The 22,298-nt window shown below is 59.5% G+C and carries 18 protein-coding genes and 2 rRNA genes; 9 read left to right on the top strand and 11 right to left on the bottom strand.

Features of this window, described 5'->3' with window-relative positions; genetic code table 11:
* Positions 1-35: 35 nt before the first annotated feature.
* From lnt to AC1DYQ_RS22480, 4 genes are all read right to left on the bottom strand, one after another.
* Positions 36-1,646, bottom strand: coding sequence for an apolipoprotein N-acyltransferase (gene lnt, locus AC1DYQ_RS22495; protein ID WP_477688666.1), 1,611 nt, complete (start codon positions 1,644-1,646; stop codon positions 36-38).
* Positions 1,647-1,704: 58 nt separating this feature from the next.
* A complete protein-coding gene (locus tag AC1DYQ_RS22490) occupies positions 1,705-2,487 on the bottom strand; it encodes an HlyC/CorC family transporter (protein ID WP_477670114.1) in 783 nt (260 codons plus the stop codon).
* A gap of 364 nt (positions 2,488-2,851) precedes the next feature.
* Complete coding sequence (locus AC1DYQ_RS22485) at positions 2,852-3,589, bottom strand: GNAT family N-acetyltransferase (RefSeq protein WP_477688665.1); 738 nt, start codon at positions 3,587-3,589, stop codon at positions 2,852-2,854.
* A gap of 261 nt (positions 3,590-3,850) precedes the next feature.
* A complete protein-coding gene (locus tag AC1DYQ_RS22480; RefSeq protein WP_477688664.1) occupies positions 3,851-4,324 on the bottom strand; it encodes an Lrp/AsnC family transcriptional regulator in 474 nt (157 codons plus the stop codon).
* A 117-nt stretch (positions 4,325-4,441) separates the two neighbouring features.
* Between AC1DYQ_RS22480 and hppD the strand changes: the two genes are divergently transcribed.
* The 6 genes from hppD to AC1DYQ_RS22450 all read left to right on the top strand — a co-directional run bounded on the left by hppD (position 4,442) and on the right by AC1DYQ_RS22450 (position 12,676).
* Positions 4,442-5,593, top strand: a complete 1,152-nt coding sequence (hppD, locus tag AC1DYQ_RS22475) for a 4-hydroxyphenylpyruvate dioxygenase (protein WP_477688663.1) — start codon at positions 4,442-4,444, stop codon at positions 5,591-5,593.
* A gap of 34 nt (positions 5,594-5,627) precedes the next feature.
* The gene (locus AC1DYQ_RS22470; protein ID WP_477688662.1) at positions 5,628-6,443 is read left to right on the top strand and encodes a transporter substrate-binding domain-containing protein; all 816 of its coding nucleotides are present in this window, start codon (positions 5,628-5,630) and stop codon (positions 6,441-6,443) included.
* Positions 6,431-7,333 carry a phenylalanine 4-monooxygenase gene (gene phhA, locus AC1DYQ_RS22465; protein WP_477688661.1) on the top strand — a complete coding sequence of 301 codons (903 nt, stop codon included), beginning with the start codon at positions 6,431-6,433 and terminating at the stop codon, positions 7,331-7,333. The genes AC1DYQ_RS22470 and phhA overlap by 13 nt, the downstream gene beginning before the upstream one ends.
* Positions 7,334-7,790: 457 nt before the next feature.
* Positions 7,791-9,542 (top strand): adenylate/guanylate cyclase domain-containing protein, encoded by a 1,752-nt coding sequence (locus AC1DYQ_RS22460; RefSeq protein ID WP_477688660.1) that lies wholly within the window; start codon positions 7,791-7,793, stop codon positions 9,540-9,542.
* Between the two features lie 645 nt (positions 9,543-10,187).
* On the top strand, positions 10,188-10,730 hold the full coding sequence (locus tag AC1DYQ_RS22455) for a phosphatase PAP2 family protein (RefSeq protein WP_477688659.1): 543 nt from the start codon (positions 10,188-10,190) through the stop codon (positions 10,728-10,730).
* Positions 10,727-12,676 carry a S8/S53 family peptidase gene (locus AC1DYQ_RS22450; protein ID WP_477688658.1) on the top strand — a complete coding sequence of 650 codons (1,950 nt, stop codon included), beginning with the start codon at positions 10,727-10,729 and terminating at the stop codon, positions 12,674-12,676. The genes AC1DYQ_RS22455 and AC1DYQ_RS22450 overlap by 4 nt, the downstream gene beginning before the upstream one ends.
* 106 nt (positions 12,677-12,782) lie before the next feature.
* On the opposite strand, the gene AC1DYQ_RS22445 is transcribed toward AC1DYQ_RS22450, so the two are convergent.
* From AC1DYQ_RS22445 to AC1DYQ_RS22425, 5 genes are all read right to left on the bottom strand, one after another.
* Positions 12,783-13,445: a Crp/Fnr family transcriptional regulator gene (locus AC1DYQ_RS22445; protein WP_477688657.1), complete on the bottom strand. Its 663-nt coding sequence runs from the start codon at positions 13,443-13,445 to the stop codon at positions 12,783-12,785.
* A gap of 45 nt (positions 13,446-13,490) precedes the next feature.
* Complete coding sequence (locus AC1DYQ_RS22440; protein ID WP_477688656.1) at positions 13,491-14,162, bottom strand: helix-turn-helix transcriptional regulator; 672 nt, start codon at positions 14,160-14,162, stop codon at positions 13,491-13,493.
* 157 nt (positions 14,163-14,319) lie between these two features.
* Positions 14,320-15,228, bottom strand: coding sequence for an esterase/lipase family protein (locus tag AC1DYQ_RS22435; protein ID WP_477688655.1), 909 nt, complete (start codon positions 15,226-15,228; stop codon positions 14,320-14,322).
* Positions 15,229-15,262: 34 nt separating this feature from the next.
* Positions 15,263-16,888: a GMC family oxidoreductase gene (locus tag AC1DYQ_RS22430; RefSeq protein ID WP_477688654.1), complete on the bottom strand. Its 1,626-nt coding sequence runs from the start codon at positions 16,886-16,888 to the stop codon at positions 15,263-15,265.
* Between the two features lie 16 nt (positions 16,889-16,904).
* On the bottom strand, positions 16,905-17,411 hold the full coding sequence (locus AC1DYQ_RS22425; RefSeq protein ID WP_477688653.1) for a hypothetical protein: 507 nt from the start codon (positions 17,409-17,411) through the stop codon (positions 16,905-16,907).
* A 67-nt stretch (positions 17,412-17,478) separates the two neighbouring features.
* On the opposite strand from AC1DYQ_RS22425, the gene AC1DYQ_RS22420 reads away from it, so the two are divergent.
* The 3 genes from AC1DYQ_RS22420 (at position 17,479) to AC1DYQ_RS22410 (ending at position 20,926) form a co-directional block, all read left to right on the top strand.
* Positions 17,479-18,219 (top strand): DUF8198 family protein, encoded by a 741-nt coding sequence (locus AC1DYQ_RS22420; protein ID WP_477688652.1) that lies wholly within the window; start codon positions 17,479-17,481, stop codon positions 18,217-18,219.
* A gap of 74 nt (positions 18,220-18,293) precedes the next feature.
* The gene (locus tag AC1DYQ_RS22415) at positions 18,294-19,979 is read left to right on the top strand and encodes an AMP-binding protein (protein WP_477688651.1); all 1,686 of its coding nucleotides are present in this window, start codon (positions 18,294-18,296) and stop codon (positions 19,977-19,979) included.
* A gap of 26 nt (positions 19,980-20,005) precedes the next feature.
* Entirely contained in the window at positions 20,006-20,926 is a 921-nt protein-coding gene (locus AC1DYQ_RS22410; protein ID WP_477688650.1) for an MBL fold metallo-hydrolase, read from the top strand.
* Between the two features lie 227 nt (positions 20,927-21,153).
* Here AC1DYQ_RS22410 and rrf read toward each other — a convergent pair.
* Positions 21,154-21,266 (bottom strand): 5S ribosomal RNA (gene rrf / locus AC1DYQ_RS22405).
* 143 nt (positions 21,267-21,409) lie between these two features.
* Positions 21,410-22,298, bottom strand: a 23S ribosomal RNA gene (locus AC1DYQ_RS22400); the annotation flags it as partial.

The raw sequence follows: 22,298 nt of genomic DNA, 5'->3' as shown, positions 1-22,298 counted from the left end.
ACACGCAGTGAGCCCCGATAGGGGTGTGCCCTCTCCTACCGGCGACGGCGGAACGCCAGCGCCAGGCCGGCCACGCCCAGCCCGAAGCCCCACAGCGGCCAGAGGCCGTAGCGGGACACCCACTGGGCATAGGGCGTGATGCCGTTGCGGCCCTGGACGTCGCCGTTCAGCACGCCGCGCGTGTGGCGTTCCAGCGAATGCGTGACCTTGCCCTGGTGGTCGATGATGACCGTGGCACCGGTGTTGGTGGCGCGAATCATCGGTCGGCTAAATTCCAGCGCGCGCATGCGCGAAATTTGCAGGTGCTGGTCAATCGCCACGGTGTTGCCGAACCAGGCTATGTTGCTGACATTGACAAAGATGGTCGGGGCCAGCGCGGGATCGATGAAGCGTGCACCAAGCTCTTCGCCAAAAAGGTCTTCGTAGCAGATGTTGGGCGCCAGCCGCTGGCCTTTCCATTCGAAGGAAGCCTGCCCGACCGCACCCCGGTTGAAGTCGCCCAGCGGGATGTGCATCATGTCGATGAACCACCTGAAACCCGTCGGTATGAACTCGCCGAACGGCACCAGGTGATGCTTGTCGAAACGGTATGGCTCTGCTTGCCCGGGCTTGAAGCCCAGTACAGAGTTGGCGTACCCGGCCTGGGAGCTGCCAATCGGCAGGCCGATCAATGCCGCCTGGTTGCCGGCGGCAAACCTTGCCTGCAGCGCTTGCCAATAGCCTTCCGGCAATTGCTGGGGCAGCACGGGGATGGCGGTTTCAGGCGCCACCACCAGCGGCGCTTTCGCATCGCGCAGCTGCTGGCCGTACCAGCGCAGCGCTGTGGCCACGCCTGTGCCGGGCTGGAATTTTTCGTTCTGGGGGATGTTGCCCTGCAGCAGCGTGACGCCCAGCGCCTCGGCGGGCTGGACCGGGGCATCGCCGGGCCAGGCGCTTTGCACCGGCAGATAACCCGCCACTATGCAGACAACCAGGATGCCGGTCACGTTCAGCCATTGCACATGGGATGCGCGCAGGGTCATCGCCAGCCAGGCGGCAACCAGCGCGGCCAGAAAAGTCAGCCCATGCACACCCACCCACGCGGCCAGCGGCCTGGCCCAGCCGTCGACGTGGGCATAGCCGCCCTCCCCCCAGGGAAAGCCGGTAAAGAATTCGACCCGGGCCAGCTCTGCCAGCAGCCAGAGGGCTGCAAACACCGTGGCACGTGGCAGCCTGCGCCTGGGCGCCAGCTTCACGAAAAATGCGCTGGCCGCTGCGTAGTAGAGCCCCAGAAAGGCGGCGAGCAGCACGATGGCCAGTACGGTCAGGGGCGCTGCCAGCCCGCCGTAGTAGTGCATGGAAATGAACAGCCACCAGAAGGTGCTGCACAACATCGCCGTGCCGAAAAGGCCGCCCATCCAGGCGGCGCGCTTCCACGAGCGGCAGCTGTCAAGTTGCGCGGTAAACAGGAAAAGCGCCAGCAGTTGCAGCCACCACAGCGGCTGGCCCTGTGTAAAACCAAAATCAAAAGGCCAGGCCATGCTTGCTGCATGGGTGCAACCAGCTATCAAAATAATAGCGACCTGGAACGGGGAAATGCCTTTGCGCGGCGGCGGGTTGCGTGCGTGCTCAAGCAGCGCCGGCAAGGTCGGGAGATGGGACATCATGCTTTGAATCGAATCCCGTCCCATAGTCAGCCCGCCCTTTTTTTTCGTGAATTCGTTGTCAGACGCCGGCGTTGACCGGCGACACCTTGAACCAGCGCACGGCCCCACCTTTGGTGTGCAGTACGGTGAACTGAAGGCCTGCCAGCGCGTAATGCTCGCCGCGCTTGGGAACATGGCCCATCTCATGCGCCACCAGCCCCCCGATCGTATCGAAGTCGGTTTCGGGCAGCGTCACGCCAAAAGCCTCGTTGACACGCTCGATGGAGGTGTCGCCGCTGACGCGGTAGGTGTGGTCGCTGAGGCCGAAGATGTCGCCTTCGTCTTCGGCGATGTCGAATTCGTCCTCGATCTCGCCGACGATCTGCTCGAGCACGTCTTCAATGGTGATGAGGCCGGCCACGCGGCCGAATTCGTCGATGACGATGGCCAAGTGGTTGCGGTTGCCGCGGAATTCACGCAGCAGGTCGTTCAGCCCCTTGCTCTCCGGCACAAAGACGGCGGGCCGGAGCAGGGCCTTGATGTTGAGTTCGGGCGCGCGCTGCAGCTTGAGCAGGTCCTTGGCCATCAGGATGCCGAGGATATTTTCCTTTTCGCCTTCGTAGACGGGAAAGCGCGAGTGGGCGGTGTCGATCACCAGGTGCAGCAGTTCGTCGAACGGCGCGTCGATGTTGATCACGTCCATGCGCGGGGCTGCCACCATGACATCGCCCGCCGTCATGTCGGCCATGCGGATGACCCCCTCGAGCATCTCGCGGCTCTGGGCTCCGATGACGTCATTGTCCTGGGCTTCCACCAGGGTCTCGATCAACTCGTCCTTCGAGTCGGGGCCTGGGTGGAGCATTTCAGCGAGCTTCTGCAAAAAGCCGCGTTTGTCTTCTGGCCTGGAAGACCGACTGGGGGGAACGTCGGACACGTGATGGGCGGTCGGTAGTTGTGAAGGGGCTAAGGATAGCTGAAATCCTTGACGGTGCGCAGGCGTAATTTGCCGTCGCGTGCCGAAGCGGTTGGCTTTTTGTATTTCCCGTTTGGGTTTGTGTCCATCCAGGGACACGCGGCGGGGGTTTGGATGATTTTTGGCGCGTAGCCAATGGAAATGAGCGCGAGCAGCTATTGAATTGATAGCACCAAGCACGTCTTTACGGCACCTGCTGCCTGGGTTGAGCCTGCACGCGGCCGGCTCTTGCGCCGGCCCCGCGCTGAAGCCATCACATCGGCATGCGGTCCCGCCCATCGCGCACGCCCTGCCGCACCTCCTGGACCATCGCCAGCAAGTCCCAGAACTGCTTGGCCTGAACCTTGAGGCGGTAGTCGGTCTGGGCGATCTGCTCTTCGACCATTTCGGTCATGCGCGAGTCCAGATCGGCCGGCGGCAGCTTCAGGTAGGCCTCGCTTTCAGAGCCGTCGCGTTCGATCGTGGCGCCGGCCTTGCGTGCGATGTTGAGCATGGCGGTGTTTTCGCTGAGCGCGTGGATGAACATCATGTCGACACCGTTGTTGCGGGCGTGCATGACGGCACGGTCAAAAAGACGCGAGCCGTAGCCGCGGCCACGCGCCTGGGCCAATACAGAGACGCCGAACTCGGCGCAGCTCTTGAGGTTGGGGTCGGTGGTATGCGCCAGGTGGGCCATGGCGATCAGTTCCAGCTTGCGGTTGTAAATACCGAAAATCTCGTCGCGCTCGAAGTTGAGCCCGTCTACATAGCGGTGGATCTGCTCATCGTTGGCCGAATAGCCAAAGCGCAGGTAACGGTCGTGGGGGCCCAGTGCCAGCAAATGGGTGGCGATGCGTTCCCCGTGGCTGGGGCCGATCGAACGGATTGGAACCATGACGGGCTGGACATGACGCGCTGGAGGCGCCGCAGAGGTGCGCTCTTCCACGGGAGGCCGGAAGAATTCCTTGCCTGCGTTATAGGATGCTCTCAAAAGGGTGCTGGGTGTAACCATGATCTCAATATAAGGGTTTTCCCTAGAATCAACAGTCTAGGGGCTTCTGAACCAGCGTCAATAGAGGGCCGTTTCAAAAAACGCCCCTATGTGGATTTTTCCCAATAAATACGGGCGCAGGCAGCTATTAAAAATATAGCAAACTGACACTTACGGTTGTTTCGTCGCGCAAATTGTTGCAATACAGCAACACTCTGCACGCGTATCCGGGCAAATCAGGCACATGGGAATGCCGGTTCCCCGGCTTCGCCCCGGTTCAGCTCACAAAGGAACGGCCGTCGTCGCCTTGACCCGGTCCAGCACAAAACTCGTTTTGCAGTCCTGCACGCTGGGGTGTTTGAGCAGGGTGTCCATGATGAAACGGCTGTAATGCGCCATGTCCTGCACCAGCACGCGCAGCAGGTAGTCCATCTCACCAGTCAGCGCTGCACACTCGGCCACTTCAGGCCAGGTCTGCACACTGGCGCGAAACAGGTCCATGGGGTTGCGTTTGTGGCTTTCGGTGTGCTTTTCGAGCCGAACGTTGATGTAGGCGGTAAGCCCCAGCCCTACGGCCTCAGGCTTGACGAGTGCTACATAGCGGTCGATCACGCCGCTTTCCTCGAGCCGTTTTACGCGCCGCAGCACCGCGCTGGGCGAGAGGCCTACAAGCTCGGCCAACTGATCGTAGGTGGCGCGGCCATCGTCCTGAAGGCTGCGCAAAATATGCCGATCAAGCTTGTCGAGTGTTTCCATTCAAATAATTTTGCAGGTTTACTGCGCAAATGGCAATTAGAGCGCCCAATTTTGCAATAAAACTGACCACCGGCGCCGCTAAAGTCACTTTATACGCACACCTATCTGGAGACACGCATGAATGCACGCGACGACACCGCCCTGAACTTTGAACAGGGCGCGGCCTGGGACAACCCCATGGGCACCGACGGTTTTGAGTTCATTGAATATGCGGCACCCGACCCTGTCGCCATGGGTGCATTGTTCGAGCGAATGGGCTTCACGCCAATTGCCAAACACCGCCACAAGAATGTCACGCTGTACCGCCAGGGCGGCATCAACTTCATCCTGAATGCTGAGCCCGACTCGTTTGCCCAGCGCTTTGCGCGCCAGCACGGCCCCAGCGTCTGCGCCATCGCTTTTCGCGTGCAGGACGCCAAGGCCGCCTATGAACGCGCAATCTCACTGGGCGCCTGGGGTTATGCCCACACATCGGCGCCCGGCGAGCTGAACATTCCGGCCATCAAGGGCATCGGCGATTCAATCATCTACTTCATCGACAAATGGCGCGGCAAGAACGGCGCGCAACCCGGCGACATCGGCAACATCGGCTTTTACGACGTGGACTTTGAAGCCTTGCCCGGCGTGCAGGGTGACGCGCTGAACCCCGCCGGCCACGGCCTGACGTATATCGACCACCTGACGCACAACGTGCACCGCGGCCGCATGGACGAATGGGCCGGCTTTTACGAGCGGCTCTTCAATTTCCGCGAAATCCGCTACTTCGACATCGAAGGCCAGGTTACCGGCGTGAAAAGCAAGGCCATGACCAGTCCCTGCGGCAAGATCCGCATCCCGATCAACGAAGAGGGCAACGAAAAGGCCGGCCAGATCCAGGAGTACCTGGACCGCTATCAGGGCGAAGGCATCCAGCACATCGCCATGGGCAGCAACGACCTGTTCGCAACCGTGGATGCGCTGCGCACCAGCGGCGTGAAGCTGCTGGACACCATCGACACCTACTACGAACTGGTCGACAAGCGCATTCCGGGCCACGGCGAGAGCGTGGCCGATTTGAAGAAGCGCAAGATCCTGGTAGATGGCAAGAAAGGCTCGCTGCTGCTGCAGATCTTCAGCGAAAACCAGCTCGGCCCGATCTTCTTCGAGTTCATCCAGCGCAAGGGCGACGACGGTTTCGGCGAAGGCAATTTCAAGGCGCTGTTTGAAAGCATCGAGCTGGACCAGATGCGCCGCGGGGCTTTGTCGGGCGCCAAGGCAAGCGCACAATAAAGTTTTTCTTTTCCACAAACTCACGGAGATTGCCATGCCACTTTGCCCGCAACTGCCCCATCGCCTGGCCGCATTGGGTGTCGCCACCGCCGCATTGTTTGCGGTGACGGGGGCATCTGCCCAGACGGCGGTCAGCGTGGTTCCGGCCTCCAGCCTGGACAGCGTGCAAAAAGCCGGCGTGCTGCGCATCTGCACGCCGGGCGACTACAAACCCTTCAGCTTCCAGAAGCCCGACGGCACGTTTGAAGGTATCGACGTGGACCTGATGGCTTCGCTCACGGCCAGCCTGGGCGTCAAGCCCGAGTGGGTCAAGACCAGCTGGTCCAACCTGATGCCCGACATGGTGGGCGGCAAATGCGACATGGCTGTTGGCGGCATCTCGGTGACTACCGAGCGGCAAAAGCGCGCCTTCTTCAGCACGCCCTACATGGTGAACGGCAAGACGCCAATTGCGCGCTGCGCCGACGTGGCCAGGTACCAAAGCGTGGCCGACATCGACAAGCCCACCACGCGGGTGATCTTCAATCCGGGCGGCAGCAATGAGCGTTTTGCCCGCGCCAACTTCAAGCAGGCGCAGATGCGGCTCAACCCCGAGAACTTGACGATCTTTGACGAAATTCTGGCCAATCGCGCCGACGTCTTCGTTACTGAATCGGCAGAGGCGATCACCCAGCAGAGGCTGAAGCCGGGCCTGTGCGCGATCAACCCCGACAAGCCGCTGCAGTACGGCGAAATGGCTTACCTGCTGCCGCGCGGTGACGTGACGTTCAAGGCCTACGTGGACCAGTGGCTGCACCTGGCCAAAGCCGGCGGGGACTACCAGCGCGTGGAGAACCAATGGCTGAAGTAGAGAGCAACACGCCACCCCCGGCGGTCTACGGCCAGTCTGACCGCCCGCCGCGGGGTGACTACGCACGTGGCGGCCAGGTCAATGCGGACTACACCTGCCCGCAAAACTACGCGGCCTACACCGCAGAAGATCACGAGACTTACCGGCGCCTTTACACACGGCAGTCGGCATTGCTGCCTGGCCGGGCCTGCAGCGCCTTCATCAAAGCCCTGCCCAGCCTGGGCGCAAGTGATGCCATCCCGCGTTTTGAAGACGTGAACGAGCGGCTCTTCAAAGCCACTGGCTGGCAGCTGGTGGGTGTGCCGGGGCTGATTCCCGAGGTGCCCTTTTTCACGTTGCTGGCGAATCGCAAGTTTCCGGTGACGGACTGGATACGCACGCCGGCCGAATTCGACTACATCGTCGAGCCCGACATCTTTCACGATTTGTTCGGCCACGTGCCGCTGCTGTTCGACCCGAGCTACGCCGACCACATCCAGGCCTACGGCAAGGGCGCGCTGAAAGCGCATGCGCTGGAGCATGGCGCCCAGCCGATTCCCGGCGCGGTCGAAATGCTGTCGCGCCTGTATTGGTACACCATCGAGTTTGGCCTGATGCGCGACAAACAAGGCAACGATGAAGTCCGCGCATATGGTGCCGGCATTCTCAGCAGCCCCGGCGAACTGGCCTGGAGCGTGGAATCTGCAGAGCCCAGGCGCGTTTCACTGCGGGACAATGCCGACCTGCTGCGCTGCATGTCGTCGACCTACAAAATCGACAGCTTCCAGCAGCAGTATTTTGTGATCGACAGTTTTGATGCGCTGCTGCGGCTGACGGAGCCGGATTTCACGCCGTTTTACAAGACGCTCGCGCAACATGCTGCACAGCAAAAGGCCCTTAGCCCTGCTTGAGCTGGCACGGCACTATCCGCACCTCTCTCTGAGTAAGCCGCCTGACACAATTCCTGATCACCTGATCAAAAATGGTCACCGGTGGTTTCCATGATGTGCGGCTACCGAAAAAATCAGGCATGAGCGCGCAGCGCGGCGGCAGCGGCAGCGGCAGCGGCAGCTTGCATCGTGTCGCTGCGAGGCGTTTTTCGCACGGGGCGGACCAACAATGCCGCGCCACCTTTGCGGCATCCGCCCTACCGGCCCTTAATCGCACAACGCGAAGTTTATGTGAACTATTGATTGATGCTCACTCCCCTGAATGAGCGACAATTCAACACTGATACAACACTGCGAGGCAACAGAGGTGCCCGTAGCACATCAGGTGTTTATTACACGCACTTCCTCCTACAAAATGAGGAGGTAAAAAATTGTTACACCGCTTACGATGCACTCCCTGATGGAATTACCGGTACACATGAACCGAAGCACGAAGGTGCTGCTGGTCATGGATGTGGTGGAGTCCGTCAGGATCATGGAGCAGGATCAAGATGGTTTTGTGCGGCGGTGGCAAGAATTGGTACAGCAGATTGAGCAGCAAATTCTGCCGCTGCATGGCGGACGCATCGTTAAAAGTCTGGGTGATGGCCTGATGCTCGAATTCGCCAACGCCCAAGGTTGCGTAAAAGCCGCATTCGCGATGCAATACTTCAGCGAACAGGCCAACACGGGCATTACGTCAACACTGCAAATGCACTTGCGCATGGGCGGCCACGTCGCGAATTTCGTGACCGACCAACACGACATCTACGGCACCGACGTCAACCTCACGGCCCGTTTCTGCACGCTGGCCGGCCCCAATGACATCGTCGTTTCCGCTGAACTGCGCGACCGGCTGGTGCCGTCACTGGATGCCGATATTGAGGACATGGGTGAGTGCTATCTCAAGCACGTCGAAAAACCGATTCATGCTTATCGTGTCGCGCCTCCGGGCAAAGCCCCTGTTTTCATCAACCTACCGGTTGATGTGACAGAACTACGGCCGACCATTGCTGTCATTCCTTTCACCGCCCGCACTTCCGGTCCCGACGATGCAGTGCTGGGGGAAATCCTAGCGGAGGAGATCATCGCAGCTCTCTCGCGCACGCCTGACCTCAATGTCATTTCCCGGCTATCGACCACCTCTTTGCGAGGTCGCGACACCAGTCTGCCGCAATTACAAAGCCACCTGAACGCAGACTACGTGTTGTCCGGTGCCTACCGCGTCTCAGGCGGCCAACTGATTCTGGTGGCCGAACTCATCGAGGCGCGCACAGGTCGGGCCGTTTGGGGTGAAAGCCTGCGCAGCACTGTTCAGGAAGTCCTCCAGGGAGAAGACAAGATCACTGCCGAAGTGGTGACGCAGCTCGGCGCGCATGTAGTGCGCACGGAAATGCAGCGCGCCACCAGTCGACCGATGCCCAATCTGGAGAGCTCCACGCTACTGCTGGGCGCCATTTCGCTGATGCACCGGTCAACCCGCAGCGAATTCGACCGGGTGAGGGAAATGCTTGAGTATTTGATCGACCGGCACCGCCGGCTCCCGACGCCCCGTGCCTGGTTAGCCAAGTGGCATGTGCTGCAAGTCACCCGGGGATTGTCGTCGGGAGGCCAGGATGAAACCAAGCGCGCGCTTGAACAAACCCAGCGGGCCCTCGATGTAGACCCCAGTTGTTCCCTCGCGCTAGCCGTGGAAGGCTTTGTGCACTGCCACATGCTTAAAGACCTGGACGGCGCGTTGGAGCGCTACGACCTGGCGCTGTCCGTCAATCCCAATGACTCTTTGGCATGGTTGTTTAAGGGTGTCCTGCACGCATTTAAGAACGAAGGCGTAGCAGGACTGGCGCACGCAGAGAAGGCACTAAAGCTATCGCCGCTAGACCCTCTACGTTATTTTTACGACTCTCTCACAGCGACCGCAGCCTTGTCGGCAGGCCGCTACGAGTTGGCAATTGATCTCGCGAACAAGTCACTCCAGGCGAACCGGCTTCACTCGTCGACCCTGCGGGTATTGACGATCGCGCAGGTTCAAACAGGGCAAATCGGTGCAGCAATAGAGACCCTTAAAAAATTGCGGGTGCTAGACCCAACACTGACGGTGACGAGCTACCAAAGTCGAAACCCAAGTTCGTCATACGCAACCGGCAGGGAGTGGGCGGATGCTTTGCGTATAGCGGGACTTCCTGAATAAATTTTTCTTTTGGAGATATTAATGAGCTTAGCTTCAATTCTTGGCGGTGCGGGTGGTGCAGGTGGCGCTGGAGGGGCCGGCGGTGCAGGTGGCGCTGGAGGAGCCGGGGGCGCTGGAGGGGCAGGAGGGGTGGCGGGACTGTTCGGGACGCTTCCACTGACAAACCCGCAGATTTTTCCGATGAACCCCTACGCGCTGGTCTCCAGCCGGGACGCCACCATGGTCCCACTAGATGAGGGCTCTTATCCCGTCGTCCTTCCGACCGTCAATGACCCCGAAGCAATGCAGCGCTGGGAACCATGGGTCCGCGCTTACGTGTGCCAGGCCGAGTTGCTGGAACCGCTGAGCTTTTCAAAGATTGGCGCACAGGGCGCCGGCATATGGCACATAGAGACTCACGTAGGCTCCCCAGCTGACGCGCCGCCGCCCATCACGGTAACGCCGAAACCGCTGGCAAGGCTTAGCCGCCCAAGTGTTCACGCGTTCAAGGAGCAGGTCAAAAAAGTATTGTCCTGGGCTGATTTGCGCGAAGAAAGGACTTTGGAAATAACGGCACAGATTGATCCCCAGTTTGCCTTTTGGGCCTCCGTGCTGTATCTACATCCATCCCGGACGCCACGTACGTTGGAGCTGATAAACATATCCATGCTGCTGGCAGTGAACGTGGAGATGCAGTTCAAGCATGCGCTGGCCTGCTGGCGCCCCATCGAATACTCGGCGCAGGTTCAACCCATCATCACCACGCCCGGGCACGGCAGCCTGCCCAGCGGACATTCAACGCAGGCCTACATCGTGGCTCATGTGCTTCAGCACTTGCTGGACCTGCCGGACTCCCATCCGATCAGTATCCAGTTACAGCGCCAGGCAGCGCGCATTGCGACCAACCGGGTGGTGGCGGGCGTGCACTTTCCGGTCGACAGCATGGCAGGCCGCCTGCTCGGCGAAACGCTGGGTGAATACCTTGTGGCGCGATGCAAGTCGGGGCGTAAATGGACGCCACGCTTCTTCGACGGCACCGTGATGACAGGGCATGAAGACTTAATGCCGCCTACACAGCCGCTGGATGGTCCGAACGCGCCTGACTATTACAAGCCGTTCGGCAGCAAGGAGTCGGCCGCCGCCTCTGGCGTGCTGCGCTACATGTGGGACCGCGCATTGAAAGAGTGGGAACATGTGAGGTTCAAATGAGCTGGCAGCCCATCCACCACGGATCCTACGTCGACTGGGCACAGCCGGACCCGCTGAAAAACCTGGACCCCTACCTGGTCTGGGCCGATGGTTCGGGATTTTCAGCCTACGGCGGAACACCCGCTGACGGCAAGCTCGCTACCCTGATCGAGCTCAAGGCCGGCAAGACCGTAGCCGACCTGGTTGCCCATTCCGGTGGTGGCCTGCAGCTGTCGGATATTCCGGCGCCCTACCGTAGCGGTGCACCCTCGCCCCGATTCATCACGGCCTGGCCCGGGCCAGCCTTTTTCAAGCGACTGAAAACCAGCCTGAAGGATGTGGTGGCGCGCGCGGAGATTAGTCTGCCGGTGGTACCGGAACGCCCCAAATACAAGCCGCCGGTCGCACCGAATTGCGGGCCTGCGGTACAGCGCGGCATCGCGCGCAAAACGCTCATCGGCGTGATCGACGACGGCTGCGCCTTTGCCCAGTATCACTTGCGCGATTCAGCCGGCAATACGCGGGTGCGCCGCCTGTGGGATCAGGACCAAAGTGGCGCATTTGCGCAGCAGGGACAGGTGCCGGTAGACTTTGGCAGGGGTCATGAGGTCACCGGCGCACAGCTTGAGCAACTGATCGACACCTTTACGCAATTCAACGCGGTCAACGAAGACGCTTGCTATGCCACGGCCCGGTACGACCGCCTGCGACGGGCGGCGACGCACGGCGCCCATGTCACCGATGTCTTCGCCGGTGCTGTGCCGGTGGGTTCACTGGTGGGCACGCGCACCATGCCGCCGACCTGGGCCAAGGGCGACGATACGGCGTCCAGTGACGAAGCTGGCGTGGTGTTTGTGCAGTTGCCGCGGGCCTGCCTGCAGGACCCTTCCGGGGCATGGCTTGACCTGCACGTGTTGGATGGTTTGCGCTACATCCTGAGCTGCGCCGATGAATACACCGAACAGGTCGTCATCAACCTGAGCTTCGGGCCGCAACGCGGGCCGAATGACGGTACCGGCATGCTGGAAAAAGCCTTTGATGAGCTTGGAGCGGAGTTTCCCCATCTCACGCTGACTCTGGCTGCGGGTAACAGCTTTTCCGAGCGTGGGCATGCGATGTTCAAGCTCAAGGCGCAGGGCTCCAAAACACTGCACTGGCACATCATGCCGGGAGATGAGACGCCAACTTTTGTCCAGCTCTGGTTTCCGCAGGGTGCGACGCAGCTGGAAGTCAAACTCACCCCGCCAGACGGAACGGCCAGCCCCTGGATGACGGCTGGTTCCGCCAAAGTGTGGCCCGATACCTCTCACCCCTCGTGCGGTATCGTTTATGCGCCGCATACTTCGCGCGGCACCCTCGGCACCATGGTGCTAATCGCCCTCGCGCCGTCGACGACTTTCAAACCGGCCCAACCCATCGTGCCGCATGGCCTCTGGGCCATTGAAGTTCGTAACAAGGGAGTGGCGGCCACCGCCAAACCCGTGCACGCATGGATAGATCGGGACGACTTCAATCTCGGCACGCTTGCCCGGGGGCGGCAGTCGCATTTTGTCGACCCGTTCTATGACCCTCTGCGCTACCTGAAAGCAGCTACGGACGACACGCCAGGCAGCCCGGCGCTCGTACGGCGTCGCGGCACGCTGACCGGCATCGCCACGGGCAATGCCGCCTTGGTTGCTGCGGGATACCGTTACAGCGACAAGAAGCATGTTCTCTATTCCTCGGCCGGCCCAACTCGCGGGCCAGCTGTGGGCCCGGACTGTGCCGCTGTGACGGACGTAAGCCGGAGCCTGCCGGGCCTGCTGGCGGCCGGCACGCGAGGCGCTAGCGTCGTGCGGCTCATCGGCACGAGTACAGCGGCGCCGCAGCTGGCGCGCTGGGTGGCGAACGGCAAGCCACCACCGGGTCCAACTCCGCCACCGCATCCCGATCCGCAGCTGCAAGGCGATGGTTTACTGCCGCTATAGGTGCGAAAAAGACGAGTAAATGGGGCGGCAAGTCCCATCAAAGTTCGTTTGAAAATGCAAAAGGCCGCCAGTGGAATCCACCGGCGGCCTTTGCAGACATCAGACACTACCAGCGGTTGGGTAGCTTTTTGAGCAGCGTGATGCGTTTGGTGCCCATTTCGATGTAACCGCCTTTTTCCAGGTCCTTTAAAAGGCGACTGACCATTTCGCGGGAGGCGCCGACGCGGCTGGCAATCTCCTGATGGGTGATTGATTCAAGAGTGACAGCTTCATTGGCAGCGTCGCGCTCCACCGCATCGTTATGTCCTTCGAGCACGGCAATCAGCCGTCCGTACACATCGAGCAGCGCCATGTTGCGCGCCGCTTCTGTAGCAGCACGTGCCCTGCGAATCACCTGAACCACGAGATTGATCGCGAATCCTGGCTCATCGCCCAAGTGTTCGCTCACATCGGTACGACTGAGCACCGCACAGGTACAAGGCTCAAGGGTAATAACTGAAGCCGAGCGGGGTCCGCCATCCAGCGACATTTCCCCAAAATAGTCGCCCGAATGAATCCTGCCGTAGGTAATTTCCCGGCCGCTTTCGTCCATGGCGAAGACCTTGACACTGCCCTTGAGCAGAACAAACAGGTTGTCGCCGATTTCCCCTTCGTTGATCACAACGGCTTTTTTGGGGTAAGTTCGCACCACGCCTCGCAGGGCGAGCGTGCGCAATTCGGGAATCAAATGGGCATACAGCCCCTCATCGGAAGGTGGTGGTGAACTCATGATCACCCGTAATCTAGCACGTCGCCGGGACGTACGGGGCATCTATCAGTGGATTTGTCCGAGCGGCAGGGGGGCAATAGGCGGCAAAATCGCCACCCGATTGACCAGTTCACGAACGCCGCTGGAGGCGGTCTTGGCGCAAAGGCTGCGCACATGGCTGCGCACGGTGGAAACCGCAACTTTCATCTGGAGGGCGATTTCCGGCGTGCTCAGGCAGCGGCAAAGGAAAACCAGCACCTGCTCCTCCGTATGCGTGAGACCGTGACTGCGGGCAAAGGAGCCAAAAACACCCGACTCGCTCACGCCCACTCGAGACAAAAAGAGGGCAATGCGCTCACAGGGGCTGCCTGCATTGCGATGCAGTGGCACCACAGCCAGGGTAAAGTCCACGCCGTCGGCCACCAGCCTGATCAGGCTGCGTTTTCCGGCACCTGCTTTGCCCATGGCAATCTGGAAGGCCTTGGCATCTGCCTGCATGAGGATCTTCAACTCCCCCCTGTCCACCCCCAGAACAACAGAGCGCTCAAGTTCGCGCCGGGCGATTTGATTCGCGTGCAAAATCCGCCCCTGGGCGCTGACAACGAACACCCCGTGCGCCAGCTCATCGACCAGCAGGGCCAGCAGCGCAGGCGTGGAATCAGACTCGGGTTCCAGCAGAGGCGGCAGCGGTCGGCCAGCCTCCAACAGGCTGGTATTGGGCATTGCATAGAGTGTCAAGGGCTTGCTCCATCCTACAAATAGATGAGCATAAAAAGCCCGGCCCAATGTAGATAGTGAATATGCCGTGTCTTTTTTGTGAGAAATTCACATCGGCAACGCCGATTGCCGACCGGGAAGGCTTAAGGGGCTGACGGCAAGCGTCGTTTACGCCGGTTCAAGCCGGATCACTGTCCAGCATGGCCAGGGTAGCGTTCATGACGTCCGGCAAAAATGCCATCTGCACATGGGCCGCGCCGCGAACCAGGCGATTGTCGGCGCCAGGCAAGGTGGCCGTGGAGGTCGGGAACACAATGTTGTCGCAGTTGGAGTACCAGCAGGTAAACAGCGTATGTCGGTGCGCAGGCATCTCATGGTCCAGCTGGGCCTGCCAGTCGGACAGGAGGCGCATCTGGCGCCCATTGTGGCCATGCCCAAAGCGGGCCAGCCAGGTTCCGCGGTGCGGTGTGCCGATGGTGACGACATGATGCACCCGGGCTTCGGCCTTCATGCGCTTGAGCCAGGCCCTGGCGGCCAACCCGCCCATGCTGTGGCATATCAGCAGGGGCGCAAGGCCGGTGGCTTGGGTGACCCGTATAACTGCGTCGTCAATTTGGGGGGCGTAGTCGTCTATGGAGCCGAACAGGGGTTCGAGATTGACAGCGACAAAGGCGCGTCCACTGCCTTGAACCTGCTTGAGCCAGGGTGTCCACAAGCCACGATTGCAGAAGAACCCGTGCACAAACACCACGCCGCGGCGGCCTTGGGCTGTCTCGGCCGGCAAGACTCTGTCCGGAACCGCATTGGAGCGAAAGGGCTGGCGCCAGCAGAACACACGGGGAGCCGTCAATGTCTCACCCAGCCATGCGCGCAGAAGTTCTACCCAGGTGGGTTGGGGCGCCGAATCTGCCTTGTTGATGTACCGAAGGAGCAAAAACTCAAGCGCGAGGAAACCGGTGTACCCCAGTGCAATCAGCAGAAAGCCGGTGACGGCCAGCGCGGGAGAGCTGCTGCGGAACCAGAACAGCCAGCCGAAAGCTGCGGCGACCAGGGTCAGGGTGATGAATCTTTGCAGTTGAGCCAGCATGAATGAATCGGCGCGAGATCAAACCCGCAGTATCTCAGGCCAGTGTGACATCCTTGCCCGACAGTTTTTTGGCGAGGCCTTGCGCCAGGCGATTCACAGCGCCGTAGATGGACAGTTGCGGATTGGCGCCGATGCTGGTGGGGAAAAGCGAGCCGTCGTGAATCGAAAGATTTTCGAGCTGCCAGTGCACGCCGTCGGGCCGGGTAACGCCCTGTCGTTCAGCGCCCGCAAGGCTGCAGCCGCCCATGACATGGGCGCTCACCACCCGCGTGAGCATCGGCTTCATGGGCAAGGCACTGACCGCAGTTCGTGCCTCGGCCCAAGAGGTATAGGGCTTGGCCATTTCGTGCAGCGGCAAAACCTGTTTGGCACCCGCTGCAAACTGGATTTCCACCATGGACAGCAGAGCCCTGCGTCCGCCCTCCATGACGTAGTCCGTCAGTGGATAGTCCAGCACGGCGGAGTTGTCGGCGCGCAGCTTCACCTGGCCGCCTGGCGACTCTTCATGAAAGCCGTCACGGAGCAAGGCCAGCAGCGTGTGGTTGTAGGGAAAAGACTTGAGCAGGTCGTGCTGACCCTGGCCGAAGCCCGGGACGGTCGACGCAAAGATAATCGGGTGCAGAGGTGGGGCCTCCAGCTTGTAGCCGATCGGTCCGTCAATCGCCTGGGTTTCCAGGAAATGGTCGGAGTAAATGGTTTGCGGCGCACCGTTCCAGGCCTCCACTTTCTGGTCAAACACACTGGAGGACATCACGACCGGGTGCAGGAATGTCCGGCCACCCAGCACGCCGTGCGGGTCGGGCGCTCCGGAGCGCAACAGGACGGCTGGCGAGTTGATGGCACCACCGGCCAGCACATAGTGTTTTGCTCTTATTTTGATAGCTGCTTGCGCTCGTCCTGATTGGGCCGGAGCCCCATTTGGCTCTACACCCCGGCATATCAGCGCGGTGACCCTGCCATTGGCCAGCTCAAGGCTTTCTGCGCGAGTTTCAGTCAGCAGTTGCGCGCCACGGTCGAGCGCGGCAGGAATGGTGGTGACCAACATGGACTGCTTGGCATTGGTGGGGCAACCCAATCCGCAAGAGCCAAGGTTCCAGCAACCCTTGACGTTGCGGGAGATCGCCGAAGCGGGAATGCCCAGTTTGGCGGCCCCCCTGCGCAACAGGTCGTTGTTCTCGTTCGGCGGAACCAGCCAGGGCGTGATGTTCAGCCGCTGCTCGGCCTGTGCGAAATACGGTGCAAGCGCTTCCACGGTGTAACCGCCCAGGCCAAACCTGTCTTGCCAGAATCGAAGCGTGGAAGCGGGTGTACGGAAAGAACTGGTCCAGTTCACCGTGGTGGAGCCACCCACGCAGCGCCCCTGCAGGATGTTGATGGCCTTGTCTGCTGTTTTGCGGGCGGCGCTTTCTTGGTAGAGCGAAGGATAGGCCTCTGATTCTTTCTGGTTGAAATCCGAGCTGCTTCTAAGCGGGCCTTCTTCAACGATCACCACCTGCAAGCCGGCCTTGGCCAGCAGCTCGGCCGTGACTCCGGCGCCGGCGCCGCTGCCGATGATGGCGACGTCACAGGTGATTTTTTCAGGCACCGGGCCCAGCGCCCCACCCATGACTTTCCAGCCGCGCGCAATGCCTTCGCGGATCGGGTCTTTCAATTGACTCATGCTGCTTTCGGTGTCTTCAGATTTTGACGGGGCCGGGATAGCCCAACATCGCCCAGCTGGACGGTTCGGAAAAATACGCGCCGGCCGTGATGTCGTGCAGGGCGGCATAAGCCTGCTGGCGCAGCGCGAGGCTTGACAGGCGCATGTCCTGAAGCGCCTGCTGGATTTTTGCAACAGAGGCTTCGGGCCAAGGCTGGCTCAAGCGGGCCAGCGCATGCCGGCCGGCAGCACTGGCCAGCAATGCCAGCAGCTGGGACAACTCCGCCTGCGCATGAGGCGGAAGGGATTGCACCAGGATGTCGATCCGGCTGAGCAGGCCCTGCAGCGCGATCTCGCGCGGGCCGGCGTCTGCGGGCAGCGTCGTATCCAGAACGGCGCGGCCCACGGCGGAAAAGACTTCACGCCCCGAGTGGGTCAAGACTCCTCGGGCCAGGCCAGGCTGCAGCAAAGCAGCAGCGCCGCCGGCGACAACCAGCACGGCCGCCGACGCGGCACCGAGCTTGAGAAGCGTTCTTCTTTGCATCCGGGAAGTTTCTCATGCGCATTTAGGTTTCTATAGGGGGCCGTACCTAGATAAACTCCGGGTTTGTATGGACGCATCCGCACAACAAATTCATCACGCGCTGCAAACCGTTGCGCAGCTTCGGCAGCAGCACGCGGCAGACCCACCGCTGGCCAGGGCCAGTGCGGAAGTCAAGCGGTTCCAGGCGCGCCGTTTTCAGGCCACTTACTCGGACCTGCTGCACAGCCCCCGGTATAAAACTGCGGCCACTTTCTTCCTGCAGGAGCTGTACAGCGACAAAGACTATGCCGAGCGCGACCAGCAGTTTGCGCGCATCGCAAGCACCATCGCCAAACTTTTCCCGCAACCTGTTGTCAGCACGGCCGCCGCGCTGGCAGAAGTGCACGCGTTGACGGAGAAACTCGACGACCTGATGGCGCGGGAATGGCTGGCGGACTCTGCAGCCATCCCGGAAAGCAGCGATTGCGGGAGATACATCCGGTGCTGGCGACGGGTCGGGGATGTGGCCGCACGCACCCGGCAACTTGAAGTTGTCCTGCACCTTGGGGACGAACTCAATCGCCTGACGCGGACGTTCGGCCTTCGCACGCTGCTCAAGATGATGAGGGGGCCGGCTGCCGCGGCAGGGTTGAACTCCCTGCAGCACTTTCTGGAAACCGGCTTTGACGCCTTTGCCAATATGCGCGGAGCCGACGAGTTCCTGCGCTTGATCAAGGACCGTGAGACGGCCTGGATTCATACCCTGTTCACGGACGATGCTGTCACCTGCGAGACCAGATTGGGCCATTTGCTGGCTGCTGGACCGTAATGTCACGCTGGCATTAGGACAAGCCCCATACGGATTCCACTGTGCGGCTTTCACAATGGGCCGAAGGAGTGTGTATGAACAAGCATTGGCTCAACAGTTATCCCGCAGGCGTTTCACACGAGATCGACACCGAGCAGTTCCGCTCGTTGAATCATCTGCTGGAAGACTCGTTCAAGAAGAATGCGGCCAAGCCGTTTTCGGTTTGCATGGATCGCTGGATGACGTACGGACAGCTCGATGAACTGTCGTCAGCTTTGGGCGCCTGGCTGCAGGGCTTGGGTCTTGAGAGCGGGGCGCGGGTTGCGATCATGCTGCCCAATGTTCCGCAGTTTGCAGTCACCATGTCGGCAATCCTGCGGGCAGGCTATACCTGCGTCAACGTCAACCCGCTTTACACCGCCCGCGAACTGGAGCACCAGCTACGCGACTCCGGGGCCACAACCATCATCATTCTGGAGAACTTTGCGGCCACGCTGGCCGAAGTGATTGAGCGCACACCGGTGAAGAACGTCGTGATGGCGTCCATGGGCGACTTGCTGGGCTTCTGGTATGGCCAATGGATCACATTTGCAGTCCGCCACCTGGCCAAACTGGTGCCCGCCTACAAATTGCCGCTTGCAAGCGGGCGCACCGTGACTGCCTTCAATCGCGCAGTTGCCGAAGGCAGTCGCCTGCCCCTCAGGCCTGCGCAGACCACACTGGATTCAATCGCCTTTTTGCAATACACCGGCGGGACAACCGGACTCTCAAAAGGTGCTGTGCTCACGCATCGCAATATCGTTGCGGCCATTCTTCAGGCCGAAGAATGGTTCACGCCGGCCCTAGAGCGGATAGGCGATGTCAGCAAGACAAACAACATCGCAGCGTTGCCGCTGTATCACATCTTCGCGCTGACGCTATGCCTGCTCTCGATTCGTTGGGGAGCTCATCTGACACTCATTCCGAATCCGCGTGACTTCGGTAAATTCATCGAGGTGCTCAAGAAGCGTCCGTTTCACATGTTGCCGGCCGTCAACACGCTTTTTAACGCGCTGCTTCAGCACCCTCAGTTCAAGACGGTAGATTTCTCCGCCCTTTGTGTTTCGCAGGCGGGTGGCATGGCCGCGTCCGAAGGTACGGCGAAACACTGGTTGCAGGTCACAGGTTGCCCCATGATTGAAGGCTGGGGCATGAGCGAGACTTGCGCCATCGGCACCAACAATCCGGTGATGAACAAGGAGTTCACCGGCACCATCGGCCTGCCGTTGCCCAGCATCGAAATCGCCATCAAGGATGACGATGGCCTATCGCTCGCACTTGGCGAATCCGGCGAGATCTGTATCAAGGGTCCGCAAGTCATGACGGGCTATTACCAGCAGCCTGAAGAGAACAAAAAGGCGTTCACCTCCGATGGTTTCATGCGCACCGGTGATATTGGCATCATGGACGAACGCGGCTACACCAAGATCATCGATCGCAAGAAGGACATGATCATTGTTTCGGGCTTCAATGTGTTCCCCAATGAACTTGAGAACGTCATTTCCCTGTGCCCCGGCGTTGTTGAGTGCGCAGCCATCGGCATTGCCGACGACAAACAGGGCGAAGCTATCAAGGTTTTTGTGGTGAAAAATGACCCTACACTGACCGAAGATGATGTGAGCGCCTATTGCAAACAGCACCTTACTGGGTACAAGCGACCCAAATACATTGAATTTCGCGATGACTTACCCAAAACCAACGTTGGAAAAATCCTCAGGCGTGAACTGCGAACGGCGGTCTGAAGTGCTGCAGGGCTTGGTAGCTTCTGATGGCCAAGCCTGATTTACCCCCAGGAATGCAGGTTTTTGAGCGCGGCTGGCTCTCTGCAAACAATATTCTTTTCACCGGCGGTGAAAAAACCTTGCTGGTTGACAGTGGTTATTGCACGCACGCACCGCAAACGCTGTCGTTGATCGAATCCGTCCTTGGGTCCCGCCCTCTCGATATTCTCGTCAACACGCACCTGCACAGCGATCACTGCGGCGGCAATGCTGCTTTGCAGGCGCGTTATCCCGATCTGCACACTCTTATTCCTCCTGGCCATGCGCAACAAGTAGCCGACTGGGATCCCGTGGCGCTGACTTATTTTCCGACCGGTCAGCTGTGCCCACGGTTCACTTTCACTGATGCGATGAAGCCGGGAGGTTCCATGCGGTTCGGGTCCGAGATGTGGCAGATTCATGCGGCGCCTGGGCATGATCCACATTCGCTGATTTTTTTTCACCCCAATAGTCGTGTACTTATTTCAGCCGATGCTTTGTGGGAAAACGGCTTCGGCGTGGTGTTTCCCGAGCTTGAAGGTACCAATGCATTCACGGAGGTCGCCGCGACCTTAGACGTCATTGAGCAGTTGAACCCCAAGACCGTCATTCCCGGGCACGGCCGTGTGTTTGCATATACGCCCGAAACGCTAGCGCGGGCGCGCCAGCGGTTGAATTCATTTGTCAGCAACCCGCCCAGACATGCACACCATGCGGCCAAGGTTCTGCTGAAATTCAAATTGCTCGAAACCCAACGCMAGGATTTCAACGACTTTGCAAAATGGGCCTTGGAAACGCCTTATTTCATGCAGATCAAAGCCAAATTTTTCGCGGACATTCCTGCCCGCGCATGGATTGAGCAATTGAGCAACGAACTGGTGACTGCCGGCGTGGCCAACAGAGACGGTATGCATATCGTGAATACCTGAATCACTGCGGGCCAGCGAGTTTTGACATTCATTTTTGTCGCTGCTGTGCCGATCGCCTCTTGGCGAGTACCTAGACGCCTGCTTTAAGCAATCTGCACAAATACAAAAACAAAAGCCCGCATGAATTCATGCGGGCTTTTTAAACTCTGTGGCCTGGTCAATAACCAAGCGCACAAAAGAAAACGCCCGGTTGATCAAAAATCAACCGGGCGTTCCTTGCTGTAAGAGCCTGACGATGTCCTACTTTCACACGGGAATCCGCACTATCATCGGCGCTAAGTCGTTTCACTGTCCTGTTCGGGATGGGAAGGAGTGGTACCAACTTGCTATGGTCATCAGGCATAACTTGTTGACAGATTGTCCAAAGAACAATCCATCGAATTCATAGAGTAAATCAGCTTGTATTTAGATTTGCACAGCGGCTGAGCTATGCTTTTTGAATGCGTCAACTTGGCATAACAACTTCGAATTAATCAAAGTTATAGGGTCAAGCCGCACGAGCAATTAGTATCAGTTAGCTTAACGCATTACTGCGCTTCCACACCTGACCTATCAACGTCCTGGTCTTGAACGACTCTTTAGGGGGCTCAAGGCCCCGGCAGATCTAATCTTGAAACGAGTTTCCCGCTTAGATGCTTTCAGCGGTTATCTCTTCCGAACTTAGCTACTCGGCAATGCCACTGGCGTGACAACCGATACACCAGAGGTTCGTCCACTCCGGTCCTCTCGTACTAGGAGCAGGCTTCCTCAAATCTGCAGCGCCCACGGAAGATAGGGACCAAACTGTCTCACGACGTTTTAAACCCAGCTCACGTACCTCTTTAAATGGCGAACAGCCATACCCTTGGGACCGGCTACAGCCCCAGGATGAGATGAGCCGACATCGAGGTGCCAAACACCGCCGTCGATATGAACTCTTGGGCGGTATCAGCCTGTTATCCCCAGAGTACCTTTTATCCGTTGAGCGATGGCCCTTCCATACAGAACCACCGGATCACTATGTCCTGCTTTCGCATCTGCTCGACTTGTCAGTCTCGCAGTTAAGCACGCTTATGCCATTGCACTATTATCACGATGTCCGACCGTAACTAGCGTACCTTCGAACTCCTCCGTTACACTTTGGGAGGAGACCGCCCCAGTCAAACTGCCTACCATGCACTGTCCCCGATCCAGATAATGGACCTAGGTTAGAACCTCAAACACACCAGGGTGGTATTTCAACGTTGGCTCCATGCGATCTAGCGACCACACTTCAAAGCCTCCCACCTATCCTACACAGATCTGTTCAAAGTCCAATAYMAAGCTRCAGTAAAGSTYCATGGGGTCTTTCCGTCTTTCCGCGGGGAGATTGCATCATCACAAACATTTCAAC

The organism is Polaromonas sp. P1_F4 (genome assembly GCF_056405675.1).
This window is presented reverse-complemented; position numbering and strand designations above follow the sequence as displayed.